The organism is Caulobacter sp. UC70_42, from assembly GCF_044056025.1.
Classification (GTDB): domain Bacteria; phylum Pseudomonadota; class Alphaproteobacteria; order Caulobacterales; family Caulobacteraceae; genus Caulobacter.
Genome location: NZ_CP171994.1, coordinates 1,647,454 through 1,666,612, shown reverse-complemented (window position 1 = coordinate 1,666,612; position 19,159 = coordinate 1,647,454). Strand labels below are relative to the sequence as shown.

Annotated in this window: 19 protein-coding genes and 4 pseudogenes; 15 read left to right on the top strand and 8 right to left on the bottom strand. The window is 68.3% G+C overall.

Annotated elements, in window-relative coordinates; genetic code table 11:
- Positions 1-7 precede the first annotated feature (7 nt).
- Together ACHMW8_RS08605 and ACHMW8_RS08600 are read left to right on the top strand one after the other, a co-directional pair.
- Entirely contained in the window at positions 8-370 is a 363-nt protein-coding gene (locus ACHMW8_RS08605) for a hypothetical protein (protein ID WP_125157231.1), read from the top strand.
- Positions 371-442: 72 nt separating this feature from the next.
- On the top strand, positions 443-1,669 hold the full coding sequence (locus ACHMW8_RS08600; protein ID WP_395445274.1) for an argininosuccinate synthase: 1,227 nt from the start codon (positions 443-445) through the stop codon (positions 1,667-1,669).
- 58 nt (positions 1,670-1,727) lie between these two features.
- On the opposite strand, the gene ACHMW8_RS08595 is transcribed toward ACHMW8_RS08600, so the two are convergent.
- Complete coding sequence (locus tag ACHMW8_RS08595; RefSeq protein ID WP_395445273.1) at positions 1,728-1,928, bottom strand: KTSC domain-containing protein; 201 nt, start codon at positions 1,926-1,928, stop codon at positions 1,728-1,730.
- A gap of 190 nt (positions 1,929-2,118) precedes the next feature.
- Here ACHMW8_RS08595 and ACHMW8_RS08590 point away from each other — a divergent pair, with 190 nt between their 5' ends.
- The 3 genes and pseudogenes from ACHMW8_RS08590 (at position 2,119) to ACHMW8_RS08580 (ending at position 3,884) form a co-directional block, all read left to right on the top strand.
- Positions 2,119-2,526, top strand: coding sequence for an MAPEG family protein (locus ACHMW8_RS08590; protein ID WP_395445272.1), 408 nt, complete (start codon positions 2,119-2,121; stop codon positions 2,524-2,526).
- 33 nt (positions 2,527-2,559) lie between these two features.
- Positions 2,560-3,193, top strand: a pseudogene (locus ACHMW8_RS08585) (LysE family translocator).
- 97 nt (positions 3,194-3,290) lie between these two features.
- Positions 3,291-3,884 carry a CC0125/CC1285 family lipoprotein gene (locus ACHMW8_RS08580; RefSeq protein ID WP_125157236.1) on the top strand — a complete coding sequence of 198 codons (594 nt, stop codon included), beginning with the start codon at positions 3,291-3,293 and terminating at the stop codon, positions 3,882-3,884.
- Between the two features lie 149 nt (positions 3,885-4,033).
- Here the strand turns inward: ACHMW8_RS08580 and ACHMW8_RS08575 are convergent, their stop codons facing one another.
- A complete protein-coding gene (locus ACHMW8_RS08575) occupies positions 4,034-4,816 on the bottom strand; it encodes an SDR family NAD(P)-dependent oxidoreductase (protein ID WP_125157237.1) in 783 nt (260 codons plus the stop codon).
- 55 nt (positions 4,817-4,871) lie between these two features.
- Between ACHMW8_RS08575 and ACHMW8_RS08570 the strand changes: the two genes are divergently transcribed.
- Together ACHMW8_RS08570 and ACHMW8_RS08565 are read left to right on the top strand one after the other, a co-directional pair.
- Positions 4,872-5,282 carry a YkvA family protein gene (locus ACHMW8_RS08570; protein WP_395445271.1) on the top strand — a complete coding sequence of 137 codons (411 nt, stop codon included), beginning with the start codon at positions 4,872-4,874 and terminating at the stop codon, positions 5,280-5,282.
- Positions 5,283-5,296: 14 nt separating this feature from the next.
- Positions 5,297-5,767, top strand: a complete 471-nt coding sequence (locus ACHMW8_RS08565) for a nuclear transport factor 2 family protein (RefSeq protein ID WP_125157239.1) — start codon at positions 5,297-5,299, stop codon at positions 5,765-5,767.
- On the opposite strand, the pseudogene ACHMW8_RS08560 reads toward ACHMW8_RS08565, so the two are convergent.
- A pseudogene (locus ACHMW8_RS08560) lies at positions 5,764-6,286 on the bottom strand (GNAT family N-acetyltransferase). The gene ACHMW8_RS08565 and the pseudogene ACHMW8_RS08560 sit on opposite strands and share 4 nt — an antisense overlap.
- A 129-nt stretch (positions 6,287-6,415) precedes the next feature.
- Here ACHMW8_RS08560 and ACHMW8_RS08555 point away from each other — a divergent pair.
- Positions 6,416-7,591, top strand: a complete 1,176-nt coding sequence (locus ACHMW8_RS08555; RefSeq protein WP_395445270.1) for a class I SAM-dependent methyltransferase — start codon at positions 6,416-6,418, stop codon at positions 7,589-7,591.
- Positions 7,592-7,616: 25 nt separating this feature from the next.
- Here the strand turns inward: ACHMW8_RS08555 and glmS are convergent, their stop codons facing one another.
- Positions 7,617-9,437, bottom strand: a complete 1,821-nt coding sequence (gene glmS / locus ACHMW8_RS08550; protein ID WP_395445269.1) for a glutamine--fructose-6-phosphate transaminase (isomerizing) — start codon at positions 9,435-9,437, stop codon at positions 7,617-7,619.
- A 160-nt stretch (positions 9,438-9,597) separates the two neighbouring features.
- Between glmS and glmM the strand changes: the two genes are divergently transcribed.
- Positions 9,598-10,944: a phosphoglucosamine mutase gene (glmM, locus tag ACHMW8_RS08545; protein ID WP_125157242.1), complete on the top strand. Its 1,347-nt coding sequence runs from the start codon at positions 9,598-9,600 to the stop codon at positions 10,942-10,944.
- Between the two features lie 9 nt (positions 10,945-10,953).
- On the opposite strand, the pseudogene ACHMW8_RS08540 reads toward glmM, so the two are convergent.
- Positions 10,954-11,699, bottom strand: a pseudogene (locus ACHMW8_RS08540) (DUF6065 family protein).
- A gap of 77 nt (positions 11,700-11,776) precedes the next feature.
- Here ACHMW8_RS08540 and ACHMW8_RS08535 point away from each other — a divergent pair.
- The 4 genes from ACHMW8_RS08535 (at position 11,777) to ACHMW8_RS08520 (ending at position 14,211) form a co-directional block, all read left to right on the top strand.
- Complete coding sequence (locus ACHMW8_RS08535; protein WP_125157244.1) at positions 11,777-12,283, top strand: prolyl-tRNA synthetase associated domain-containing protein; 507 nt, start codon at positions 11,777-11,779, stop codon at positions 12,281-12,283.
- A gap of 85 nt (positions 12,284-12,368) precedes the next feature.
- A complete protein-coding gene (locus tag ACHMW8_RS08530) occupies positions 12,369-13,283 on the top strand; it encodes a co-chaperone YbbN (RefSeq protein ID WP_125157245.1) in 915 nt (304 codons plus the stop codon).
- A gap of 18 nt (positions 13,284-13,301) precedes the next feature.
- Entirely contained in the window at positions 13,302-13,985 is a 684-nt protein-coding gene (locus ACHMW8_RS08525; protein WP_395445268.1) for an LON peptidase substrate-binding domain-containing protein, read from the top strand.
- A 25-nt stretch (positions 13,986-14,010) separates the two neighbouring features.
- The gene (locus ACHMW8_RS08520) at positions 14,011-14,211 is read left to right on the top strand and encodes a Trm112 family protein (protein ID WP_125157247.1); all 201 of its coding nucleotides are present in this window, start codon (positions 14,011-14,013) and stop codon (positions 14,209-14,211) included.
- Between the two features lie 120 nt (positions 14,212-14,331).
- On the opposite strand, the gene ACHMW8_RS08515 is transcribed toward ACHMW8_RS08520, so the two are convergent.
- Positions 14,332-15,588, bottom strand: coding sequence for a UbiH/UbiF/VisC/COQ6 family ubiquinone biosynthesis hydroxylase (locus tag ACHMW8_RS08515; protein ID WP_199743455.1), 1,257 nt, complete (start codon positions 15,586-15,588; stop codon positions 14,332-14,334).
- Between the two features lie 46 nt (positions 15,589-15,634).
- Complete coding sequence (locus ACHMW8_RS08510; protein WP_125157248.1) at positions 15,635-16,330, bottom strand: MarC family protein; 696 nt, start codon at positions 16,328-16,330, stop codon at positions 15,635-15,637.
- A gap of 86 nt (positions 16,331-16,416) precedes the next feature.
- On the opposite strand from ACHMW8_RS08510, the gene pyrF reads away from it, so the two are divergent.
- Positions 16,417-17,118 (top strand): orotidine-5'-phosphate decarboxylase, encoded by a 702-nt coding sequence (gene pyrF, locus ACHMW8_RS08505; protein ID WP_395445267.1) that lies wholly within the window; start codon positions 16,417-16,419, stop codon positions 17,116-17,118.
- A gap of 10 nt (positions 17,119-17,128) precedes the next feature.
- A complete protein-coding gene (locus tag ACHMW8_RS08500) occupies positions 17,129-17,446 on the top strand; it encodes a low molecular weight protein tyrosine phosphatase family protein (RefSeq protein ID WP_395445926.1) in 318 nt (105 codons plus the stop codon).
- Here the strand turns inward: ACHMW8_RS08500 and ggt are convergent.
- A pseudogene (gene ggt / locus ACHMW8_RS08495) lies at positions 17,447-19,145 on the bottom strand (gamma-glutamyltransferase).
- Between the last annotated feature and the right edge of the window lie 14 nt (positions 19,146-19,159).

Genomic DNA, 19,159 nt, shown 5'->3' with positions numbered 1-19,159 from the left:
TCCCGGCATGGAAACGACCCTGCGCGTGCTGGGCGACGGTCTGTCGATCGCCGCCCTGGCCATCATCGCCGCCACCGCCCAGGGCGCGTGGAAGCGGATCCCCAAGGACGTCCTCGTCCCCATGCTGTGGGGGCGCGACGGCAAGCCCTCCGTCCGCGCGCCCAAGGGCGTGGGCCTGCTGAGCATCCCGCTGTTGTCGACCGTCGTCCTGCTGTCGTTCACCGCGACCCAGGCGACGTTCACCGACGATCCGATCCAGGCGATCCTCATCTTCCTGGTCCGCGCCACGCTCGCAGCCAGCCTGGGGCTGAGCCAGCTGTTCCACCTGCGCTTCGTCATCAGGACGTTGCAGGATGAAGGTCAGCTTTAAACTCTTGACCAGCGCGTCCTTTCGCCGTTGAAGGCGCGCGACTTTGTGTTTCTCTCCGAAAGGACCCCGCCCATGGCCGACAAGTCCGTGAAGAAGGTCGTGCTCGCCTATTCGGGCGGTCTCGACACCTCGATCATCCTGAAGTGGCTGCAGACCGAATACGGCGCGGAGGTCATCACCTTCACGGCCGACCTGGGCCAGGGCGAGGAAATCGAACCGGCGCGCGCCAAGGCGCTGGCCGCCGGCGTCAAGCCCGAGAACATCTTCATCGAGGACGTGCGCGAGGAGTTCGTCCGCGACTTCGTGTTCCCGATGTTCCGCGCCAACACGGTCTATGAAGGCCAGTATCTGCTGGGCACCTCGATCGCGCGTCCGCTGATCGCCAAGAAGCAGATCGAGATCGCCCGCAAGATGGGCGCCGACGCCGTCAGCCACGGCGCGACCGGCAAGGGCAACGACCAGGTCCGCTTCGAGCTCGGCTACTACGGCCTGGAGCCCGACATCACCGTGATCGCCCCCTGGCGCGAATGGGACTTCAAGTCCCGCGAGGCCCTGCTGGACTTCGCCGAGAAGCACCAGATCCAGATCACCAAGGACAAGCGCGGCGAAGCCCCGTTCAGCGTCGACGCCAACCTGCTGCACTCCTCCTCGGAAGGTAAGGTCCTGGAAGACCCGGCGGTCGAGGCCCCCGAGTTCGTCCACATGCGCACGATCTCGCCGGAAGACGCGCCGGACAAGCCGACCGTCATCACCATCGACTTCGAGAAGGGCGACCCGGTCGCCATCGACGGCGTGAAGATGAGCCCGGCCACTCTGCTGACCAGGCTGAACGAGCTGGGCCGCGACAACGGCATCGGCCGCCTGGACCTGGTCGAGAACCGCTTCGTCGGCATGAAGTCGCGCGGCGTCTACGAGACCCCGGGCGGCACTATCCTGCTGGCCGCCCACCGCGGCATCGAGAGCATCACGCTGGACCGCGGCGCGATGCACCTCAAGGACGAGCTGATGCCGAAGTACGCCGAGCTGGTCTACAACGGCTTCTGGTTCTCGCCCGAGCGCGAGATGCTGCAGGCCGCCATCGACTACAGCCAGGACAAGGTCGCCGGCCAGGTCCGCGTGAAGCTCTACAAGGGCAATGTCACCGTCATCGGCCGCACCAGCCCCTACTCGCTGTACGACCAGGACCTGGTCACCTTCGAGGAAGGCAAGGTCGCCTACGACCACCGCGACGCCGGCGGCTTCATCAAGCTGAACGCCCTGCGCCTGCGCGTGCTGGCCAAGCGCGACCGGCGCGGCTAGGGACTTCCGACTTCGGAAAAACGAGAACGCCCCGGCCGTCGGTCGGGGCGTTTTCGTTTCACACCCGGTTGTACGGATACCGGTCCCGGATGATCCGCTGGAAGAACCGGCCTTTCGACGGGGCCCGCAGGAAGGCCTGGCTGACCCGCTCGGGCACGCCGACATAGACATACTCGTCGCCGTCCTGGAACGTGACGAACAGCTTGCCGTGCTCGGGGGTGTAGTCGATTTCGGCGATCGCCGTGGAGTCCACACGCATGGCTTCAAGCCTCCGCGAATGAGGATCGTCAGCCTTAGGAGCGAATGAGCGCCGGGAGGGTTCCCCCAGCGCCGCGCGCGGCGAAGGCGACGCCCGTGCTCTAAGGGGTGGCGGGACGCGTGCAAAGTCAGGACGAATACGGCTAGGGTTTCCCCCGAGGCGGCATGAGTCCGCGGGAGGAACCCAAGAAATGCATCAGTCGCACGCGCTCGTGGCCATCGTCACCCTGGTCTCGCTGCTGGTCTATGTCTGGATGATCCTGCGCATCCCCGGCGCGCGCCGCCGGACCGGGATCGACGCCCCCGCCATGACGGGTCACCCCGAACTGGAGCGCCACCTGCGCATCCAGGCCAACACCGTCGAATGGCTGGTCATCTACCTGCCCTCGCTGTGGCTGTTCGCCATCTACTGGAACGACCTGTTCGCGGCGGCCATGGGCGTGGTCTGGATCATCGGCCGGATCCTCTACGCCCTGGGCTACGCCGCCGATCCCAAGAAGCGCGAACTCGGCTTCACCATCCAGGCGCTGGCGACCGCCGTCCTGCTGTTCGGCGCCCTGGGCCGGGCGATCTACATTTTCGCCGTCATCGGCGCCTAGCTCGGCCGTGGCGCGGAACGCTATACCCGCGCCATGGACCACCTGCCCGTCGATCCCGCCCGCTACGGCGCCTTCCTGGTCGCCATGTTCGTCATGGCCATCACGCCGGGACCGGCCAACCTGTTCGCCATCGCCACCGGCATGGAGCGCGGCAAGGGCGCGGCGCTCGTATCGGTCGTCGGCATGAACACCGCCACCCTGGTCTGGTTCAGCGGCTCGGCCCTCGGTCTGGGCGCGCTGATCCTGGCCTTCCCCAAGGCCTTCCACGTCCTGGCCTGGGCCGGGGCGGCCTATCTGGTCTGGCTGGGCCTGAAATCGCTGTGGGCCGGGATCAGGAACCTCGAGAGCCACGCCAGCGCCACCGTGCGGGCGGGACGCTCGGCCTTCCTCGAACGGCTTCATGGTCCAGATCGCCAATCCGAAGATCCTGCTGTTCTTCTCGGGCGTGCTGCCGCCCTTCCTGGACATCAAGCGGCCGCTGGCCCCGCAATTGGTCATGTTCGCCTGCGCCACCATCGGCATGGACCTGATCAGCATGTCGTCCTACGGCCTGGGCGGCGCGGCCCTGTCGACGCGCATGAACGAGCCGGGATTTCGGCGGGGATTCGCGATCCTGGTCGGCGTCCTTCTGATCACGGCGGCCGTACTTATCGTGTCGAGAGGCTGAAAGATTTCCGTGGCGACGCAAACTTCGCCTTGGCGAAACCACAAAGCCTCGCCAGAGTTGTCTTAAGTACCGAGGACTCCGCTTGAAGGAGCAGATCATGTCCATGAAAAAGGTCGCCATCGCCGCGGCGCTGGTCATCGCGGCCGGCTTGTCGGCCTGCGCCACGCCGACGCCGTACCAGCCCAAGATGTCCGCCAGCTCGTCCGCCGGCGGCTTCTCCGAGCAGAAGCTGGAAGGCGACCGCTACCGCGTGTCGTTCGCCGGCAACAGCCTGACCTCGCGCGAAACGGTCGAGCGCTATCTGCTGTATCGGTCGGCCGAGCTGACCGTGCAGCAGGGCTATGACTGGTTCGAGACCGCCGACCACCGCACCGACCGCACCTCGCGCTCCTATGTCGAGCCCGATCCGTTCATGCGGCCGGGCTTCGGCTACGGCTATCCGTACGGCTACTGGCGCCCGGCCTGGCGCTACTACGGCGGCGCCTATGGCTGGCGCAGCTGGGACCCCTTCTGGGGCGACCCCTTCTTCGCCGACCGCGCCCAGATCCGCACCGTCGAGCGGTTCGAGGCCGGCGCCGAGATCGTGATGCACAAGGGAAAGAAGCCGGAAGGCGACCCGCGCGCCTACGACGCCCGCGAGATCATGGCCAACCTGGCCAGCAGCATCCAGCGGCCGGCTCCGGGCAAGTAGCCAACCCGCCTATCTCCTCCCCTACGGGGGAGGGGACCGCCGAACGGCGATGGAGGGGGTCAGCGCCGCGCCAACTGTGCCGCACCAGCCCCCTCCGTCTCGTCGCGCTTCGCGACGATCCACGTCCCTCAGACGGGGGAGGAGAGTTCCTACCGCGGCGCCATGCGGATGCCGCCGTCCAGGCGCACGTCCTCGCCGTTAAAGTAGCCGCAGGTGATCATGGTCACCGCCAACTGGGCGTACTCCTCCGGATTGCCCAGGCGCTTGGGGAACGGAACCGAGGCGGCCAGGCCCGCCTTCACCGCTTCCGGCGCGCCGTTCATCAGCGGGGTGTTGAAGATGCCCGGCAGGATGGTGTTGACGCGGATGCCTTCGCCCATCAGGTCGCGGGCGATCGGCAGGGTCATGCCGACCACGCCGCCCTTCGAGGCCGAATAGGCCGCCTGGCCCATCTGGCCGTCCTCGGCCGCCACCGAAGCGGTGTTGACGATCGCGCCGCGCTCGCCGTCTTCCAGCGGCGTGAGGTCCAGCATGCCCTTGGCCGACTTGGCGATGCAGCGGAACGTGCCGACGAGGTTGATCTGGATGATGCGGTCGAAGGCGTCGAGCGGGAAGTGCTTGGTCTCGCCGGTGGCCTTGTCGCGGCTGGCGGTCTTGGCCGCGTTGCCGGTGCCGGCGCAGTTGACCAGGATCCGCTCCTGGCCGTGGGCGGCGCGGGCCTTTTCGAACCCGGCGTCGACATCGGCGTCGCTGGTCACGTTGACCTTGCAGAACACGCCGCCGATCTCCTTGGCGACTTCTTCGCCGCGGGCTTCGTTCATGTCGAAGATGGCGACCTTCACGCCTTGCGCCGCCAGGGCGCGGGCGGTGGCCTCGCCGAGGCCCGAAGCGCCTCCGGTGACGACGGCGGCGACGGTGTTGTCGAGTTTCATGGACGTTTCCTGAAGGTTTGCGTTTAGGATCGACTTTGAGTGAGGGTTTAAACCGATGAGCCGCGACGCCAAACCGTCCCCCGACGTAAACGTCAACGACGTGCTGGATCCGAAGAAGGCTCTGGCGCCCGTCACCGTGCAGTTGAACGAGGAACGGGTCGAGAAGGGCTTCCTGCCCAAGATCCGCAAGATGGCGACCAAGGTGCCCTTCGCCGCCGACGCCCTGTCGGTCTGGTGGGCCGCCCGCGATCCGGAAACCCCGACGGCGGCCAAGGGCATGATGCTGGCGGCCCTGGCCTACTTCGTCCTGCCGACCGACGCCATTCCCGACATCCTGCCGGTGATCGGCTTCACCGACGACGCCGCCGTGATCGCGGCCCTGGTCGCCATCCTCGGCAAGACCGTCAAGCCGCGCCACAAGGAGGCGGCCCAAGCCTTCCTGCAGCGCCTGTCCCACGACGCCTGAGCCAAGGTTCCGCCATGCCCCTGCTGCCCGCCCTGATGCTCGCCGCCGCCTTGGCCCAGAACCCCGCCCCGCCGCCTTCGGCCGACGCCGAGGATCGGGCGGTGCTGGCCACGGCCCAGGCCTTCTTCGACGGGCTGGAGGCTGGCGACGCGGCGGCCATGCGCGCCACCTTGCTGCCCGAGGCCCGCCTGATGTCGCTGACCAGCAAGCCCGATGGCGGCGTCGTGATGCGGCGCTTCAGCTTCGAGGACAGCTTCGGCAAGCGGACCCCGACCGGGTTCAAGGAATGGATGTGGTCGCCGGTGATCATCCGCCGCGGCGCCCTGGCCACCGTCACCGCTCCCTACGAGGCCAGCAAGGACGGCAAGACCGTCCACTGCGGCGTCGACATCTTCACGCTCGCCAAGGCCGACGGCGCCTGGAAGATCGACAGCATCAGCTGGACCGCCGAACCCGACGCCTGCCCGGAGCTGAGGAAGCTCTAGCCCACCCGGAACCGCAGGATCGCGCCGTTCCACAGCGCGTCGTCGTGATCCTCCTCGACCACGTCGCGCACGCCGGGGTAGCTCTGGGCGGCGCGGCGCGCAGAAGGCCAGCGCCCCGACATTGCGGCGGACCACCGCCGCCTCCCAGACGCCCCAGGCCGTGCCGAACAGGGCGTGGGCGGCCGCCAGCCCCACCCCGCGCCGGCGGTGCTTGCGGACGATGAAGAACTCGGCCACCGCGCGGTCGACGGGCGTGCGCGAATGGGCGACGTCGTTGACCAGGGCGAAACCGACCGGCCGGCCCTTGATCCGGAACAGCCAGGCCTCGCGCGTCGGGTCGCTCCAGTAGGCGTCGAGCCCCGGATAGTCCGAGAAGCGACCGTCCGGCTCCAGCTCGCCCTCGATGGCGCGGTCGAACCACAGCTCCGAAAAGTCGTGGATGTAGAACTGCATCAGGTTGGCGACGATCGGCGCCTCCTCGGGCGCCGCGCGGCTGACAGCGAGGTCGGCGCCGCTCACCGGTTCCTCTCCTGGATCTCTGTCGCCCCATCGCCCTGGACCTGCCTGATCGGCGTCATCACGATCGACATGGCGCTTCCTCCGTGTGCGACAGGTTGTCGCGGCCGAACTTGAGCTTAAGTTGGTCCCATGATCGAAGCCCTGCTCTCCAAAATGATCAAGACCGGCGATTTCACGGCGCACCTGCCGGGAGGTCGCGTCATCAAGGCGGGGGATGGGACCGGGCCGCCCGTGGCCATCCGGATCAACAGCCGGGGTCTGCGCCGGCTGGCCAATCCCAGCCTGGGCCTCGGCGAAGGCTATATGGAAGGCGACATCGTCTTCGAACAGGGCTCGATCTCGGACCTCCTGACCATCGTCGGCGAGAGCGGCGGCCGCAAACCCAAGCGCGGCTCGGCCTTCACCCGCTTCCGCAAGGCCTTGAAGCGGCGCATCCAGCAGGTCAACGACCGCGTGGCCTCGCGCCGCAACGTCTCGCACCACTACGACCTGTCGAACGATCTCTATCGCCGGTTCCTCGACACCGACATGCAGTACAGCTGCGCCTATTTCGAGCGTCCGGACATGACGCTGGAAGAGGCCCAGGCCGCCAAGAAGGCGCTGATCGGCCGCAAGCTGCTGATCAAGCCGGGCATGAAGACGCTGGACATCGGCTCGGGCTGGGGCGGCCTGTCCATGACCCTGGCCAAGGACTTCGGGGCCCAGATGACGGGCGTGACCCTGTCGACTGAACAGCTGGCCCTGGCCAAGGAGCGGGCCGAGAAGGCGGGCCTGGCCGACAGGACCGACTTCCGCCTGACCGACTATCGCGACCTGAACGAGAAATTCGACCGCATCGTCTCGGTCGGCATGCTCGAGCACGTCGGGGCGCCGAACTTCCGGACCTATTTCGAGACCATCGCCAAGCTGCTGGACGACGACGGCGTGGCCTTAGTCCACTCGATCGGCAAGATGCACGGACCGGGCGCGACCAACGCCTTCACCCAGAAGTACATCTTCCCCGGCGGCTACATCCCCGGCCTGTCGGAGATCGTCGCGGCCATCGAGCACGCGGGCCTGTGGATCACCGACATCGAGATCCTGCGCCTGCACTACGCCGAGACCTGCCGCATCTGGCGCGAGCGGTTCATGGCCGATCCGGACATCCCGACGATGTTCGACGCCCGCTTCCGGCGGATGTGGGAGTTCTACCTGGCCGGGGCCGAGCTGGGCTTCCGGCACGGCGGCCACATGGTCTTCCAGATCCAGCTGGCCAAGAAGCGCGACGCCACGCCCCTGACGCGGGACTACCTGCTGAAAGCCTGATCCTCCCCCGCGGGGAGGATCAGCCTCACTCCACCGTCACCGACTTGGCGAGGTTGCGCGGCTGGTCGACATCCGCGCCCTTCACCACCGCCACGTGGTAGGCCAGCAGCTGGATCGGGGCCGACATCACCAGGGTCGAGACCAGCGGGTCCGACGCCGGGGCCGTCACCACCACCTTGGCGCCCGCCGGCGCGTGCTTCACGCCCTCGGTGTCGGTGATGAAGATCACCTGGCCGCCGCGCGCCATCACCTCGCTCATGTTGGAGGCCGACTTCTCGAAATAGCTGTCGTGGGGCGCCAGGATGACGATCGGCGTCTGGTCGTCGACCAGGGCGATCGGGCCGTGCTTCAGCTCGCCAGCGGCGTAGCCCTCGGCGTGGATATAGCTGATCTCCTTCAGCTTCAGCGCGCCTTCCAGGGCCAGGGCCGACATCGGCCCACGGCCCAGATAGAGCACGTCCCGCGCCTTGGCGACGTCGGCGGCGATCTCCTTGATGGCGTCTTCGAGGCCGATGGCTTCGGCGATCAGGCGCGGCGCTTCCAGCAGCACCTTGACCAGGCGCTGCTCCTCGGCGTCGTCGATGGTCCCCCGCGCCTTGGCCGCGCCGATCGCCAGGGCGATCATCACGCTGACCTGGGCGGTAAAGGCCTTGGTCGAGGCCACGCCGATCTCGGGACCGCAATGGATCGGCCAGACCACGTCGACCTCGCGGGCCATGGTCGATTCCTGGGCGTTGACCACCACAGCGCTCTTCATGCCCTTGGCCTTGCAGTAGCGCAGGGCCGCCAGGGTGTCGGCGGTCTCGCCCGACTGCGACATGGCCACGACCAGCGAGCCTGGCCGCAGGGCCGGGGTGCGATAGCGGAACTCCGAGGCGATCTCGACATCGACCGGCAGGTCGGCCAGCTGCTCGATCAGGTACTTGCCCACCACGCCGGCGATATAGGAGGTGCCGCAGGCGACGATCTGAATGCGCTCGAGCCTGGCGAAGTCGATGTCCCCGGGGACCGCCGCCTTCGAGGTCAGGGTGTCGACATAGGCCGCGATCGTGCGCTGGCAGCCCTCCGGCTGATCATGGATCTCCTTCTCCATGAAGTGCCGGTAGTTGCCCTTCTCCAGCATGACCGACGAGGTCGGCACCACGCGGACGGGCCGCGTCACGGCCGCGCCCGACGCGTCGAAGATGCGATGGCTGGCGTGGTCCAGGGCCACGTAGTCGCCCTCGTCCAGATAGATCACACGGTTGGTGAAGGGGCCGACGGCCAGGGCGTCCGAGCCCAGGAACATCTCACCCTGGCCCTCGCCCACCACGAGCGGGCTGCCGCGACGGGCGCCCAGGACCAGGCTGTCCTCGCCCTCGATCAGCACGGCCAGGGCGTAGGCGCCGGTCAGGCGATCCAGGGTCGCCTTGAAGGCTTCGAGCGGCGGCAGGCCGGTGGCCAGCTCGGCGTCGATCAGGTGGGCGATGACCTCGGTGTCGGTGTCGCTGGAGAAGGTTCGGCCGGCGGCGGCCAGCTCGGCCTTCAGCTCGGCGAAGTTCTCGATGATGCCGTTGTGGACCAGGGTGACGCGGCCAGCCGTGTGCGGGTGGGCGTTCTGGACGTTCGGCGCGCCATGGGTCGCCCAGCGGGTGTGGCCGATGCCGGTCTCGGCGATCAGCGGCTCCTCGGCGACCACGGCTTCCAGCGCCTTGATCTTGCCCTTGGCCCGCCGGCGCTCGACCTTGCCGCCGACGACCCCCGCGATGCCAGCGGAGTCATAGCCTCGATATTCGAGGCGTTTGAGGCTCTCGATCAGACGGTCGGCGACGGGTTGTTTTCCGACGATGCCGATAATGCCGCACATGGGCCATGATCCCTTGTAGAACGCGCCGACAGGATTATCCCTAGCCGCACGAGGATTACGAAAGCGGCCTTTAGCACCCGCTAAACGCCGTCTCCCGTAAATCTGCATTTCGGATCGTTTCGGGTCCGAAGCACGGCCCTAAAGAGACGATACGAAGACCATGAGCAAGCGCGCCTATTTCGGCACCGACGGCATCCGGGGCCAAGCCAACAAGCATCCGATGACGGCCGAGGTGGCCCTGCGCGTCGGCCTCGCCGCTGGCAAGCTGTTCCGCTCGCAGGATGAGCGTCGGCACCTGGTGGTGATCGGCAAGGACACCCGCCTGTCGGGCTACATGATCGAGCCGGCCCTGGTCGCCGGCCTGACCAGCGTGGGCCTGGACGTGCGGCTCTTCGGTCCCCTGCCGACGCCGGCCGTGGCGATGATGACCCGCTCGATGCGCGCCGATCTCGGGATCATGATCTCGGCCAGCCACAACGACTTCGCCGACAACGGCATCAAGCTGTTTGGTCCCGACGGCTACAAGCTCTCCGACGAGCAGGAGCTGAAGATCGAGGCCCTGATGGACGAGGGCCTGCAGGAAGGCCTGGCCGCCCCGCGCGACCTGGGTCGCGTCAAGCGCATCGACGACGCCCAAGCCCGCTATATCGAGATCGTCAAGGCGACCTTCCCGCGCCACATGAACCTGTCGGGCCTGCGCGTCGTCATCGATTGCGCCCACGGCGCGGCCTACAAGGTGGCGCCCGAGGCCCTGTACGAACTGGGCGCCGAGGTGTTCCCGGTCGGGGTGGCCCCGAACGGCACCAATATCAACGCCGAGTGCGGCTCGACCCATCCCGAGGCCATGGCCCGGATGGTCCGCGAATATCGCGCCGACATCGGCATCGCCCTGGACGGCGACGCCGATCGCCTGGTGATCTGCGACGAGAAGGGGGTCGTCGTCGACGGCGACCAGATCATGGCGATCATCGCCTCGGCCCTGGCCAGCGCCGGAACCCTGAAGGGCGGCGGCGTCGTGGCCACCGTCATGTCCAACCTCGGCCTCGAGCGCCAGCTGAACGCCCTGGGCCTGAGCCTGGAGCGCACCGCCGTCGGCGACCGCTACGTCATGCAGCGCATGCGCGAGGGCGGGTTCAACCTCGGCGGCGAGCAGTCGGGCCACGTGATCCTGTCCGACCTGTCGACCACGGGCGACGGCCTGATCGCCGCCCTGCAGGTGCTGGCGGTGATGGTCCAGACCGGCCGGCCGATGAGCGCGCTCGGCCGCCAGTTCGAGCCCGTGCCGCAACTCCTGGAAAACGTCCGCTTCGCCGGCGGCAAGCCGCTGGAAGCCAAGGCGGTGAAGGAGGCCATCGCCGACGGCGAGAGCCAGCTGAACGGCGCCGGCCGCATCGTCGTGCGCGCCTCCGGCACCGAACCGCTGATCCGCATCATGGCCGAAGGGGATGACCCGGCCCTGGTCAAGAAGGTCGTGAAGTCGATCGTGACGGCCGTGAAGGCGGCTTAGCGCCGCCTTCTACACCCCCACCTTCGGGGCCTTCATGCGCCGCTTGTTGACGTGGTGGCTGGGGGCCTCGGCGGCGATCTCCTCGGGATATTCGCCCTTGAAGTAGAAGCGCTGCCAGGCCTCCTTGGTGGCCTCGGGGTCGCGCTTGAAGATCAGCTTGTTGAACTCGCTGCGCTTTCGGCCCAGACGTCGTACTGGCGGCGCAGCTCGGGATTGGCGTTCATCGACTTGATCACCGGCTGGAAGGCCTCCATCGGCTTGTCCTGGATCAGCATGATGAAGCAGAAGGTCTCGCCCTTCTCGAACCGCACCGTGCCGGGGCGGGTGAACATCCAGTTCATCGTGAACGGAAAGGGCAGCCAGTCGGTCTCGATCACGCCGGCCAGGGGCTGGATGCCGTCCTTGATGTGGTTGGGCGGCCCCATGGTCATCAACGACCAGCCCGGCGGCGTGCGGAACAGATAGCCGGTGTGGAAGGTCACGACCCCGCGCGTGAAGTGCGACTTCACGAAATCGGTGAAGCCCGGATACGGATGGTCGGGCTGGAACTTGATGCAATCCTGGTGCGCCCCGCCGTCCCAGGTCATCGAGAAGCCCACCGGGCAGAGGATGTCCCAGCCGGTGGTGTTGGCCATGGTCAGCGGCAGGCAGCGATAGGGATGGCGATCGGCGAACCGGTCCATCCAGGCGCGCTGCGGCCGCCCCGGCACGATCTCCGGCGGACGGTTCTCGGTGGGATAGCACTCCAGTTCCATGCCGGCCTTCGTCCTTGTTTTCCTACCCTGATCGTCTGGTCTAGCGCTCGCGCCCTCTGGCCGTCTAGTAGAGCCGCATGAAGACCCGTTCCGACCTGTTCGCCTTCTTCGACGCGCATGGCGTCGCGCACGCCACCCTCGACCATCCGCCGGTGTTCCGCGTCGAGGAGGGGCTGGAGATCAAGCAGGCGCTCCCCGGCGGCCACACCAAGAACCTGTTCCTCAAGGACGCCAAGGGCCAGCTGTGGCTGATCTCGGCCCTGGGCGAGACGACGATCGACCTGAAGAAGCTGCACCACGTGATCGGCTCGGCCCGGCTGTCGTTCGGACCCGAGGCGATGATGCTCGAGACCCTGGGCGTGCGGCCCGGCTCGGTCACCGCCTTCGGCCTGATCAACGACACCGACCGGCGGGTGCGGTTCGTGCTCGACAAGGCCCTGGCGGCCAGCGACCCGGTCAACTTCCATCCCTTAAGCAACGACGCCACCACGGCGGTGTCCCAGGCCGACTTCCGCAAGTTCCTGACCGCGCTGGGCGTCGAGCCGATGATCGTCGACTTCGAAGCCATGGAAGTGGTCGCCTGATACGCGAACGGGACATTGCGCCACGGCGCTTGAAGGACCATCTTGCGGCTTCGAGCGTTCCCACCTTGAGTACACGAGAGACCCGATGTCCCTGATCGGCGAAAAGCCCGCTGCCCCCTCCTCGGGGAATTTGGCCAAGAGCGCGCACATCAAGGACGGCACGGACGCCAGCTTCATGGCGGACGTCATCGAGGCCTCCAAGACCCAGCCCGTCATCGTCGACTTCTGGGCGACCTGGTGCGGCCCCTGCCGCCAGCTGACTCCGGCGCTTGAAAAGGTCGTCGGCGCCGCCAACGGCGCGGTGAAGCTGGTCAAGATCGACGTCGACGCCAATCCGGGCTTCGCCGGCCAGCTGCGCGTGCAGTCGATCCCGACCGTCTACGCCTTCGTCGACGGCCGCCCGGTGGACGCCTTCCAGGGCGCCCTGCCCGAGAGCCAGGTCAAGGCCTTCGTCGAGAAGCTGGCCGGTCCGGCCGGCCCCAGCGCCATCGACGACCTGATCGCGCTGGGCAAGGAATCGCTGGAGATCGGCGACATCGGCGGCGCGGCCCAGGCCTTCGCCCAGGCCCTGCAGACCGATCCGGAGAACATCAAGGCCCTGGGCGGCATGGCGCGCGCCTATCTGCTGGGCGGCGACCTGGAGGGCGCGGCCGAGGTGGTGGCCATGGCCCCGGCCGACGCCAAGGATCCCGACCTGGACGCCGCCCGCGCGGCGCTGGCGCTCGCCGAGGACGCCCCGTCGGAGACGTCCGAGTTCGAGAAGCGCCTGGCCGCCGATCCCGACGACCACGAAGCTCGCCTGGAGCTGGCCAAGGCCCTGGCCGGGACCGGACGCCTGCAGGACGCGGCCGACCACCTTCTGGCCATCATCGCGCGCGACCGTACGTGGAACGACGATGCGGCCCGCAAGCAGCTCCTGACGGTGTTCGAAGCCGCGGGACCGACCTCCGAGGTCGCCAAGCAGGGTCGACGCAAGCTGTCGTCGATCCTGTTCAGCTAGAGAAGAAGGGAGCGCTGAATGGCGGTGACCTACCGAAAGCTCAGCGACCTGCCCCTGGTGGTCCCGGTGTTTCCGCTGGATGGCGTTCTGCTGCTGCCCGGCGGTCAGCTGCCGCTGAACATCTTCGAACCGCGCTATCTGAACATGCTGGACGACGCCATGTCGGGCGAGCGGATCATCGGCATGATCCAGACCCGCCCGCGGACGCCCGGCCAGGACGCCGACCCTCAACGCCCGCCCCTGGCGCCCGTCGGCTGCGCCGGCCGGGTGACCAGCTTCGCCGAGACTAGCGATGGCCGCTACCTGATCACCCTGACGGGGGTCTGCCGCTTCCGGGCCGGCGACGAGCTGCCGGTGCGAACGCCCTATCGTCAGGTTCGCGCCGACTTCGCGCCCTATGAACCTGACCTGCGCGAGGACACCCCCGGCGGCACGCGCACCGCCGCCGATATCGACCGCCTGCTGTCGGCCCTGCGCCGCTATCTCGACCACCGCGGCCTGGCCATCGACTGGGGCGACGCCGAGAGCGCGCCCTCCGACGCCCTGATCAACAGCCTGGCCATGGCCCTGCCGTTCGACCCGATGGAGAAGCAGGCCCTGCTGGAGGCCGAGACCATCTTCGAGCGCAAGGCGACCCTGACGGCGCTGCTGGAGATCGACGCCGCCGCCGGGGACGATGACGAACCGCACTCTATCCAATAGACGCCACGGCCAGTAGACACGCCTCATGACCCAAGACGCTCCCACTCCGACCATCGATGTCGATCCGCGCCTGCTGGAAGTGCTGGTGTGCCCCGTGACCCGCGGCCCGCTGGAATATGACCGCGCCAAGGGCGAACTGATCAGCCGCTCGGCCAAGCTGGCCTATCCGATCCGCGACGGCGTGCCGATCATGCTGCCGGAAGAGGCGCGCGAGCTGAGCGAATAGGGGTTACTTGCCCCCACCTGACCTCGCTTCGCAAGGTCGTCCGCCCCCAGAGGGGGCGGAAGGTTCGCGATATCCTTCTTCCCCCTATGGGGGAGGAGCGCCGCAGGCGCGGAGGGGGCCTTACAGGCTCTGCCCCCGCAGCAGCTTCGGCAGGTCGCCCACCCCGCCGCCGGCTTCGTGCATGAAGAACCGCCTGGCCGGCGCGATGCGGTTGACCACCGCCAGGCCCGCCCCGCGCGCCACGCGCAGCAGCGGATTGTCGTTCGAGAAGATCCGCACGAAGGCGTCGAAGGCCAGGGCGTTGGTCACGGTGTCGAACCGCCGCCAGCGGGCGTAGCGCTCCAGCACCGCCTCGGCGCCGATGTCCTCGCCGTTGCGCACGGCCTCGACCAGCACCTCGGCCAGCGCCGCGGCGTCCTTCAGACCCAGGTTCAGTCCCTGCCCCGCGATCGGGTGCACGCCGTGGGCCGCGTCGCCGATCAGGGCCAGGCGCGGGGCGGTCATCCGCTCGGCCAGCAGCAGCGACAGCGGATAGACGAAGGTCGGCCCCTCGACGGTCACCGCGCCCAGGAAGTCGCCGAACCGCCGCATCAGGTGGGCGTGGAAAATCTCGGGCGAGGCGTTGCGCAGGGCCTCGCCGCGCGCGGTGCTCTCGGTCCAGACCAGGCTGGCGCGGTTGCCCGTCAGCGGCAGGATGGCGAACGGGCCGCTGGGCAGGAAATATTCGTGGGCCACCCCCTCGTGAGGCCTTTCCATCCGCACGGTGGCGACGACGCCGCTCTGGCCGTAGCCCCAGGCGATCTCGCCGATGCCGGCCGACCGGCGCAGGACCGAACCACGGCCCTCGGCGCTGACCGCCAGCGGGGCCGACAGCACCCGGCCGTCCGACAGGGTCAGCTTCGCGGCGCCGGCGTCGACCGCCAGGGCCTTGGCCGCCATCGGGGCGATGACGGGGATGGCCTTGTCGATCACCGCCTGGGACAGCGCCGCGCGGATCTGGCGATTCTCGATCAGATAGCCCAGCGGCTCGCCGTCGATGCGGCCGGAGATCTCGCTGCTGTCGAACCGCAGGAAGGCCGGCGAGGCCTTGCGGGCCGCGGCGCCCGGCGTGCGGCCGTCGGTGACCAGGATCTGCTCTATGCGCTGGGCGTGGGGCGCGAGCGCCTCGCCCGCCCCGATCGCGCGCCACTGGCGGAACGAGGAATAGGCGATGGCCGAGCTGCGCCCGTCGAAGGCGGGGGCCAGCTGGGCCTCGAACGGCTGGGGGTCGACCAGGAGCGGCCGGAGGCCGCCCGACGCCAGGGCCAGAGCCAGGGTGGAGCCGGCCATGCCGGCGCCGGCGATGATCACGTCGGCATCGTGAGCGGAAGCGCGCATGGCGGGGATATGGGCGCGTGCGGCCGAGGCTGTCCAGACCGCGCGGCTACTTAGCGGTCGCGTAGGGCGTCTGGGCGTCCGGACGCACCAGGCCGCGCGTGGCGTCGCCCACGCCGATCAGCACGAACTGCACCGCCAGGGCGCAGAGGATCAGGCCCAGGACCCGCACCACGATGCTCATGCCGATGCGGCCCAGGATCCGGCTGATCAGCGGCGCGGCCCAGAACACCGCCACCATCACCAGCGACACCGCCGAGATCACCGCCACGCCCAGGCCCAGGCCCGCCCAGCCGAACGGCTTGGCCTCGGCGGCGTAGATGATGACGGTCGAGATCGCGCCCGGACCGATCAGCAAGGGCATGGCGAACGGCACGATCAGGCGCTCGAAGCGCTTGCGGGCGTAGACCCGCGCCGACTGGCCCTCGACGCCCTCGGCCGCGTCGGCGAACATGGTGGTGAAGTCGTCGCGCAGCATGTCCAGCCCGAGAATGAACAGGATGACGCCGCCGGCGATCCGGAACGCCGGCATCGAGATGCCGAAGAACGCCAGCAGACCCACGCCCGTGAAGAAGAAGAAGATCAGGAACGCCGCGACGAACAGGCCGATATAGACGGCCACCATCCGCCGGCCCGCGGCGGCCGCGCCCAGGGTGGCGGCGGCGAACAAGGGCACGTTGCCGATCGGGTCGATCAGGGCGAACAACGCGACGAAGAAGTTGACGGCGAGTTTGGCCTCGGTCATTCGACGTCCTTACCTTTATCAAAGCGCCCGGTTCTCGTCCTGTCCTAGGGCGAACGCTCCCGCGCGCCAACCCCTGGGGGCAAGACATGACCGCCGATCCGCGCCTGATCGTTCCGCTGGACCTGCCCACCGTCGACGACGCCCGCGACATGGTCCAGCGCCTGGGCGACGCGGTGTCGTTCTACAAGATCGGCCTGGAGCTGCTGGCCAGCGACGGCATGACCCTGGCCCATGAGCTGAAGGCCTCGGGCAAGTCGATCTTCCTCGATTGGAAGCTGCACGACATCGGCGCGACCGTGGAGCGCTCGGCGCGGGTCTTGGCGACCAGCGGCTGCGACCTGCTGACCGTCCACGCCGAGCCGCAGGTGATGAATGCGGCCGTCAAGGCGCGGGGCGACTCCTCGCTGAAGATCCTGGCGGTGACGGTGCTGACCAGCCTGACCGACGCCGACCTGATCGAGATGGGCTACGCCTTCGGGGCCCGCGACCTGGTCGAGCGCCGCGTGCGCCAGGCCATTGAGTGCGGCGTCGACGGCATCGTCTCTTCGCCTCACGAAGCCGCCCTGGCCCGCGAGATCGCCAAGGAATCGGGCCGTCCGGACTTCCTGATCGTCACCCCCGGCGTGCGCCCCTTCTGGTCGGCCAAGAACGACCAGGCCCGCGCCGCCACCCCCGAGGCCGCCATCCGCGCCGGCGCCAGCCACCTGGTCTGCGGCCGTCCGATCACCGCGGCCAACGACCCGCGCGAAGCGGCGCTGAAGGTGGTCGCGGAGATTCAAGGGATCTGATCGCTTGAACGTGCTCTTCGTCTGCAGTCAGAACAAGCTGCGCAGCCCCACGGCCGAGCAGGTGTTCGCCAATTGGCCAGGGATCGAGGTCAGTTCCGCCGGTCTCGACGACAGCTGCGGCAACCCGGTGACGCCTGAGGACCTGGAATGGGCCAACCTCGTGCTGGTCATGGAGCATGCGCACCGCAACAAGCTGTCGCGCCGCTTCAAGCCGCACCTGAAGAACGCCCGCGTGATCGTGCTGGGCATCCCCGACGACTACGAATTCATGGATCCTGAACTTGTGCGGATCCTGGAGGCGAAGGTCCCGCCGTTCCTGCGTCGCTAGCTATTTCACCACCAGCGCCACGCCGCGGGCCCGGGGATCCGCCTCCGGAACCGGCGTCCTGCCCACCACCTGGATCGCCTCCATGTCGCCGCTGAAGTCCTCGAGCCACTTGTAGCCACGCGCCTCCAGCGCCGTCTTCAGGGCGGCGGAGGGCGGAGCGGACGGCTCGTAGAAGATCACATTCTCGGGCAGCAGCTGGTGGTGGAAGCGCGGCGCCTTCTGGGCGGCCTTCAGGGTCAGGCCGTGGTCATAGACATTGGCCAGCACCTGGAACACCCAGGTGAAGATCCGCGAGCCGCCGGGCGTGCCGATGACCATGGCCGGCTTGCCGTCCTTGACCAGGATCGTCGGGGTCATCGACGACAGGGGCCGCTTGTGGGGCGCGATCGCGTTGGCGGTCCCGCCGACCACGCCGAACATGTTGGGCGCGCCGGGCTTGGCCGAGAAGTCGTCCATCTCGTCGTTGAGGATGAAGCCCGCCCCCTCGACCACCACGCCCGACCCGAACCAGCCGTTCAGCGTGTAGGTGTTGGAGACAGCGTTGCCCCACTTGTCGACGATCGAATAGTGGGTGGTCTGCGGCTTCTCCAGGCCCGGGACCACCGCCTTGGTCGGCGAGGGCCTGTCCGGATCGACCTCGCGGGCGCGCCGGGCGACATAGGCGGGGTCGATCAGGTTGGACACCGGGACCTTCACGAAGTCGGGGTCGCCCAGATATTCCGCGCGGTCGGCGTAGACGCGCTTTTCGATCTCCGCCAGCAGGTGGACGTACTGGGGATCATTGAGGCCCACGCCCTTGAAGCTTGGGGCCAGGTCCTGCTTCATCAACAGCATTTGCATCAGCGCGATCCCGCCCGAGCTGGGCGGCGGGGCGGTGATGACGTCATAGCCGCGCCACTTGGCGGTGACCGGCGCGCGCCAGACGGCCTTGTAGCCGGCGAGGTCGGCCTTGGTGATCAGGCCCTTGACCGGACCGCGCCCCATCTGGGCGACGATCAGGTCGGCGGTCTCGCCCTCGTAGAACGCCTTGTCGCCGCCTCGGGCGATCCGCTCCAGGGTGGCGGCCAGGTCCGGCTGCTTGAACAGCGTCCCGGCCTTGTGCGAGCCGAAATAGGTCCGGAAGTTCGTGCCCTTGAACTGCGGCGGGACCTCGCCGGCCAGCATGCCGGAGAACTGGGCGTTCACCGTGAAGCCGTCGCGGGCGTAGCGGATGGCCGGCGCCAGGACCCGCGCCCAGGACAGCTTGCCGAACCGCTTGTGGGCCATGGCCAGACCCCGCACCGTGCCGGGCGTGCCGGACGCGAGATTGCCGTACAGGGACAGGCCTTCGACCGGCTCGCCATCCTTGCCCAGGTACATGTCGGCCGAAGCCGCCGCCGGCGCCGTCTCCCGGTAGTTCGAGGAAGTAGGGCTTGCCGCCCACATACAGCGTCATGAACCCGCCGCCGCCCAGGTTGCCGGCCTCGGGATAGGTGACGGCCAGGGCGAAGCCGGTCGCCACAGCCGCGTCGACCGCGTTGCCGCCCGCCTTGAGGATCTCCTCCGCCGCCAGCGCCCCGTAGCGGTCCGGCGCGGCCACGGCCCCGGCGGCGAGCACGGCGACGGGCTTGGCGGGCTTGGCGGGCTTGGCGGGCTTGGCGAGCGCGGGCGGGGCCAGCAGCAGCAGGGCGATCGCGACGATCTTGGCGAGCAGGCGCAAGGGATGTCTCCGGC

Excerpts from the sequence above, each read along its gene's own strand:
- ACHMW8_RS08605 (WP_125157231.1), top strand. The coding sequence starts at position 8 with ATGGAAACGACCCTGCGCGTGCTGGGCGACGGTCTGTCGATCGCCGCC.
- ACHMW8_RS08600 (WP_395445274.1), top strand. The coding sequence starts at position 443 with ATGGCCGACAAGTCCGTGAAGAAGGTCGTGCTCGCCTATTCGGGCGGT.
- ACHMW8_RS08595 (WP_395445273.1), bottom strand. The coding sequence starts at position 1,928 with ATGCGTGTGGACTCCACGGCGATCGCCGAAATCGACTACACCCCCGAG.
- ACHMW8_RS08590 (WP_395445272.1), top strand. The coding sequence starts at position 2,119 with ATGCATCAGTCGCACGCGCTCGTGGCCATCGTCACCCTGGTCTCGCTG.
- ACHMW8_RS08580 (WP_125157236.1), top strand. The coding sequence starts at position 3,291 with ATGTCCATGAAAAAGGTCGCCATCGCCGCGGCGCTGGTCATCGCGGCC.
- ACHMW8_RS08575 (WP_125157237.1), bottom strand. The coding sequence starts at position 4,816 with ATGAAACTCGACAACACCGTCGCCGCCGTCGTCACCGGAGGCGCTTCG.
- ACHMW8_RS08570 (WP_395445271.1), top strand. The coding sequence starts at position 4,872 with ATGAGCCGCGACGCCAAACCGTCCCCCGACGTAAACGTCAACGACGTG.
- ACHMW8_RS08565 (WP_125157239.1), top strand. The coding sequence starts at position 5,297 with ATGCCCCTGCTGCCCGCCCTGATGCTCGCCGCCGCCTTGGCCCAGAAC.
- ACHMW8_RS08555 (WP_395445270.1), top strand. The coding sequence starts at position 6,416 with ATGATCGAAGCCCTGCTCTCCAAAATGATCAAGACCGGCGATTTCACG.
- glmS (WP_395445269.1), bottom strand. The coding sequence starts at position 9,437 with ATGTGCGGCATTATCGGCATCGTCGGAAAACAACCCGTCGCCGACCGT.
- glmM (WP_125157242.1), top strand. The coding sequence starts at position 9,598 with ATGAGCAAGCGCGCCTATTTCGGCACCGACGGCATCCGGGGCCAAGCC.
- ACHMW8_RS08535 (WP_125157244.1), top strand. The coding sequence starts at position 11,777 with ATGAAGACCCGTTCCGACCTGTTCGCCTTCTTCGACGCGCATGGCGTC.
- ACHMW8_RS08530 (WP_125157245.1), top strand. The coding sequence starts at position 12,369 with ATGTCCCTGATCGGCGAAAAGCCCGCTGCCCCCTCCTCGGGGAATTTG.
- ACHMW8_RS08525 (WP_395445268.1), top strand. The coding sequence starts at position 13,302 with ATGGCGGTGACCTACCGAAAGCTCAGCGACCTGCCCCTGGTGGTCCCG.
- ACHMW8_RS08520 (WP_125157247.1), top strand. The coding sequence starts at position 14,011 with ATGACCCAAGACGCTCCCACTCCGACCATCGATGTCGATCCGCGCCTG.
- ACHMW8_RS08515 (WP_199743455.1), bottom strand. The coding sequence starts at position 15,588 with ATGCGCGCTTCCGCTCACGATGCCGACGTGATCATCGCCGGCGCCGGC.
- ACHMW8_RS08510 (WP_125157248.1), bottom strand. The coding sequence starts at position 16,330 with ATGACCGAGGCCAAACTCGCCGTCAACTTCTTCGTCGCGTTGTTCGCC.
- pyrF (WP_395445267.1), top strand. The coding sequence starts at position 16,417 with ATGACCGCCGATCCGCGCCTGATCGTTCCGCTGGACCTGCCCACCGTC.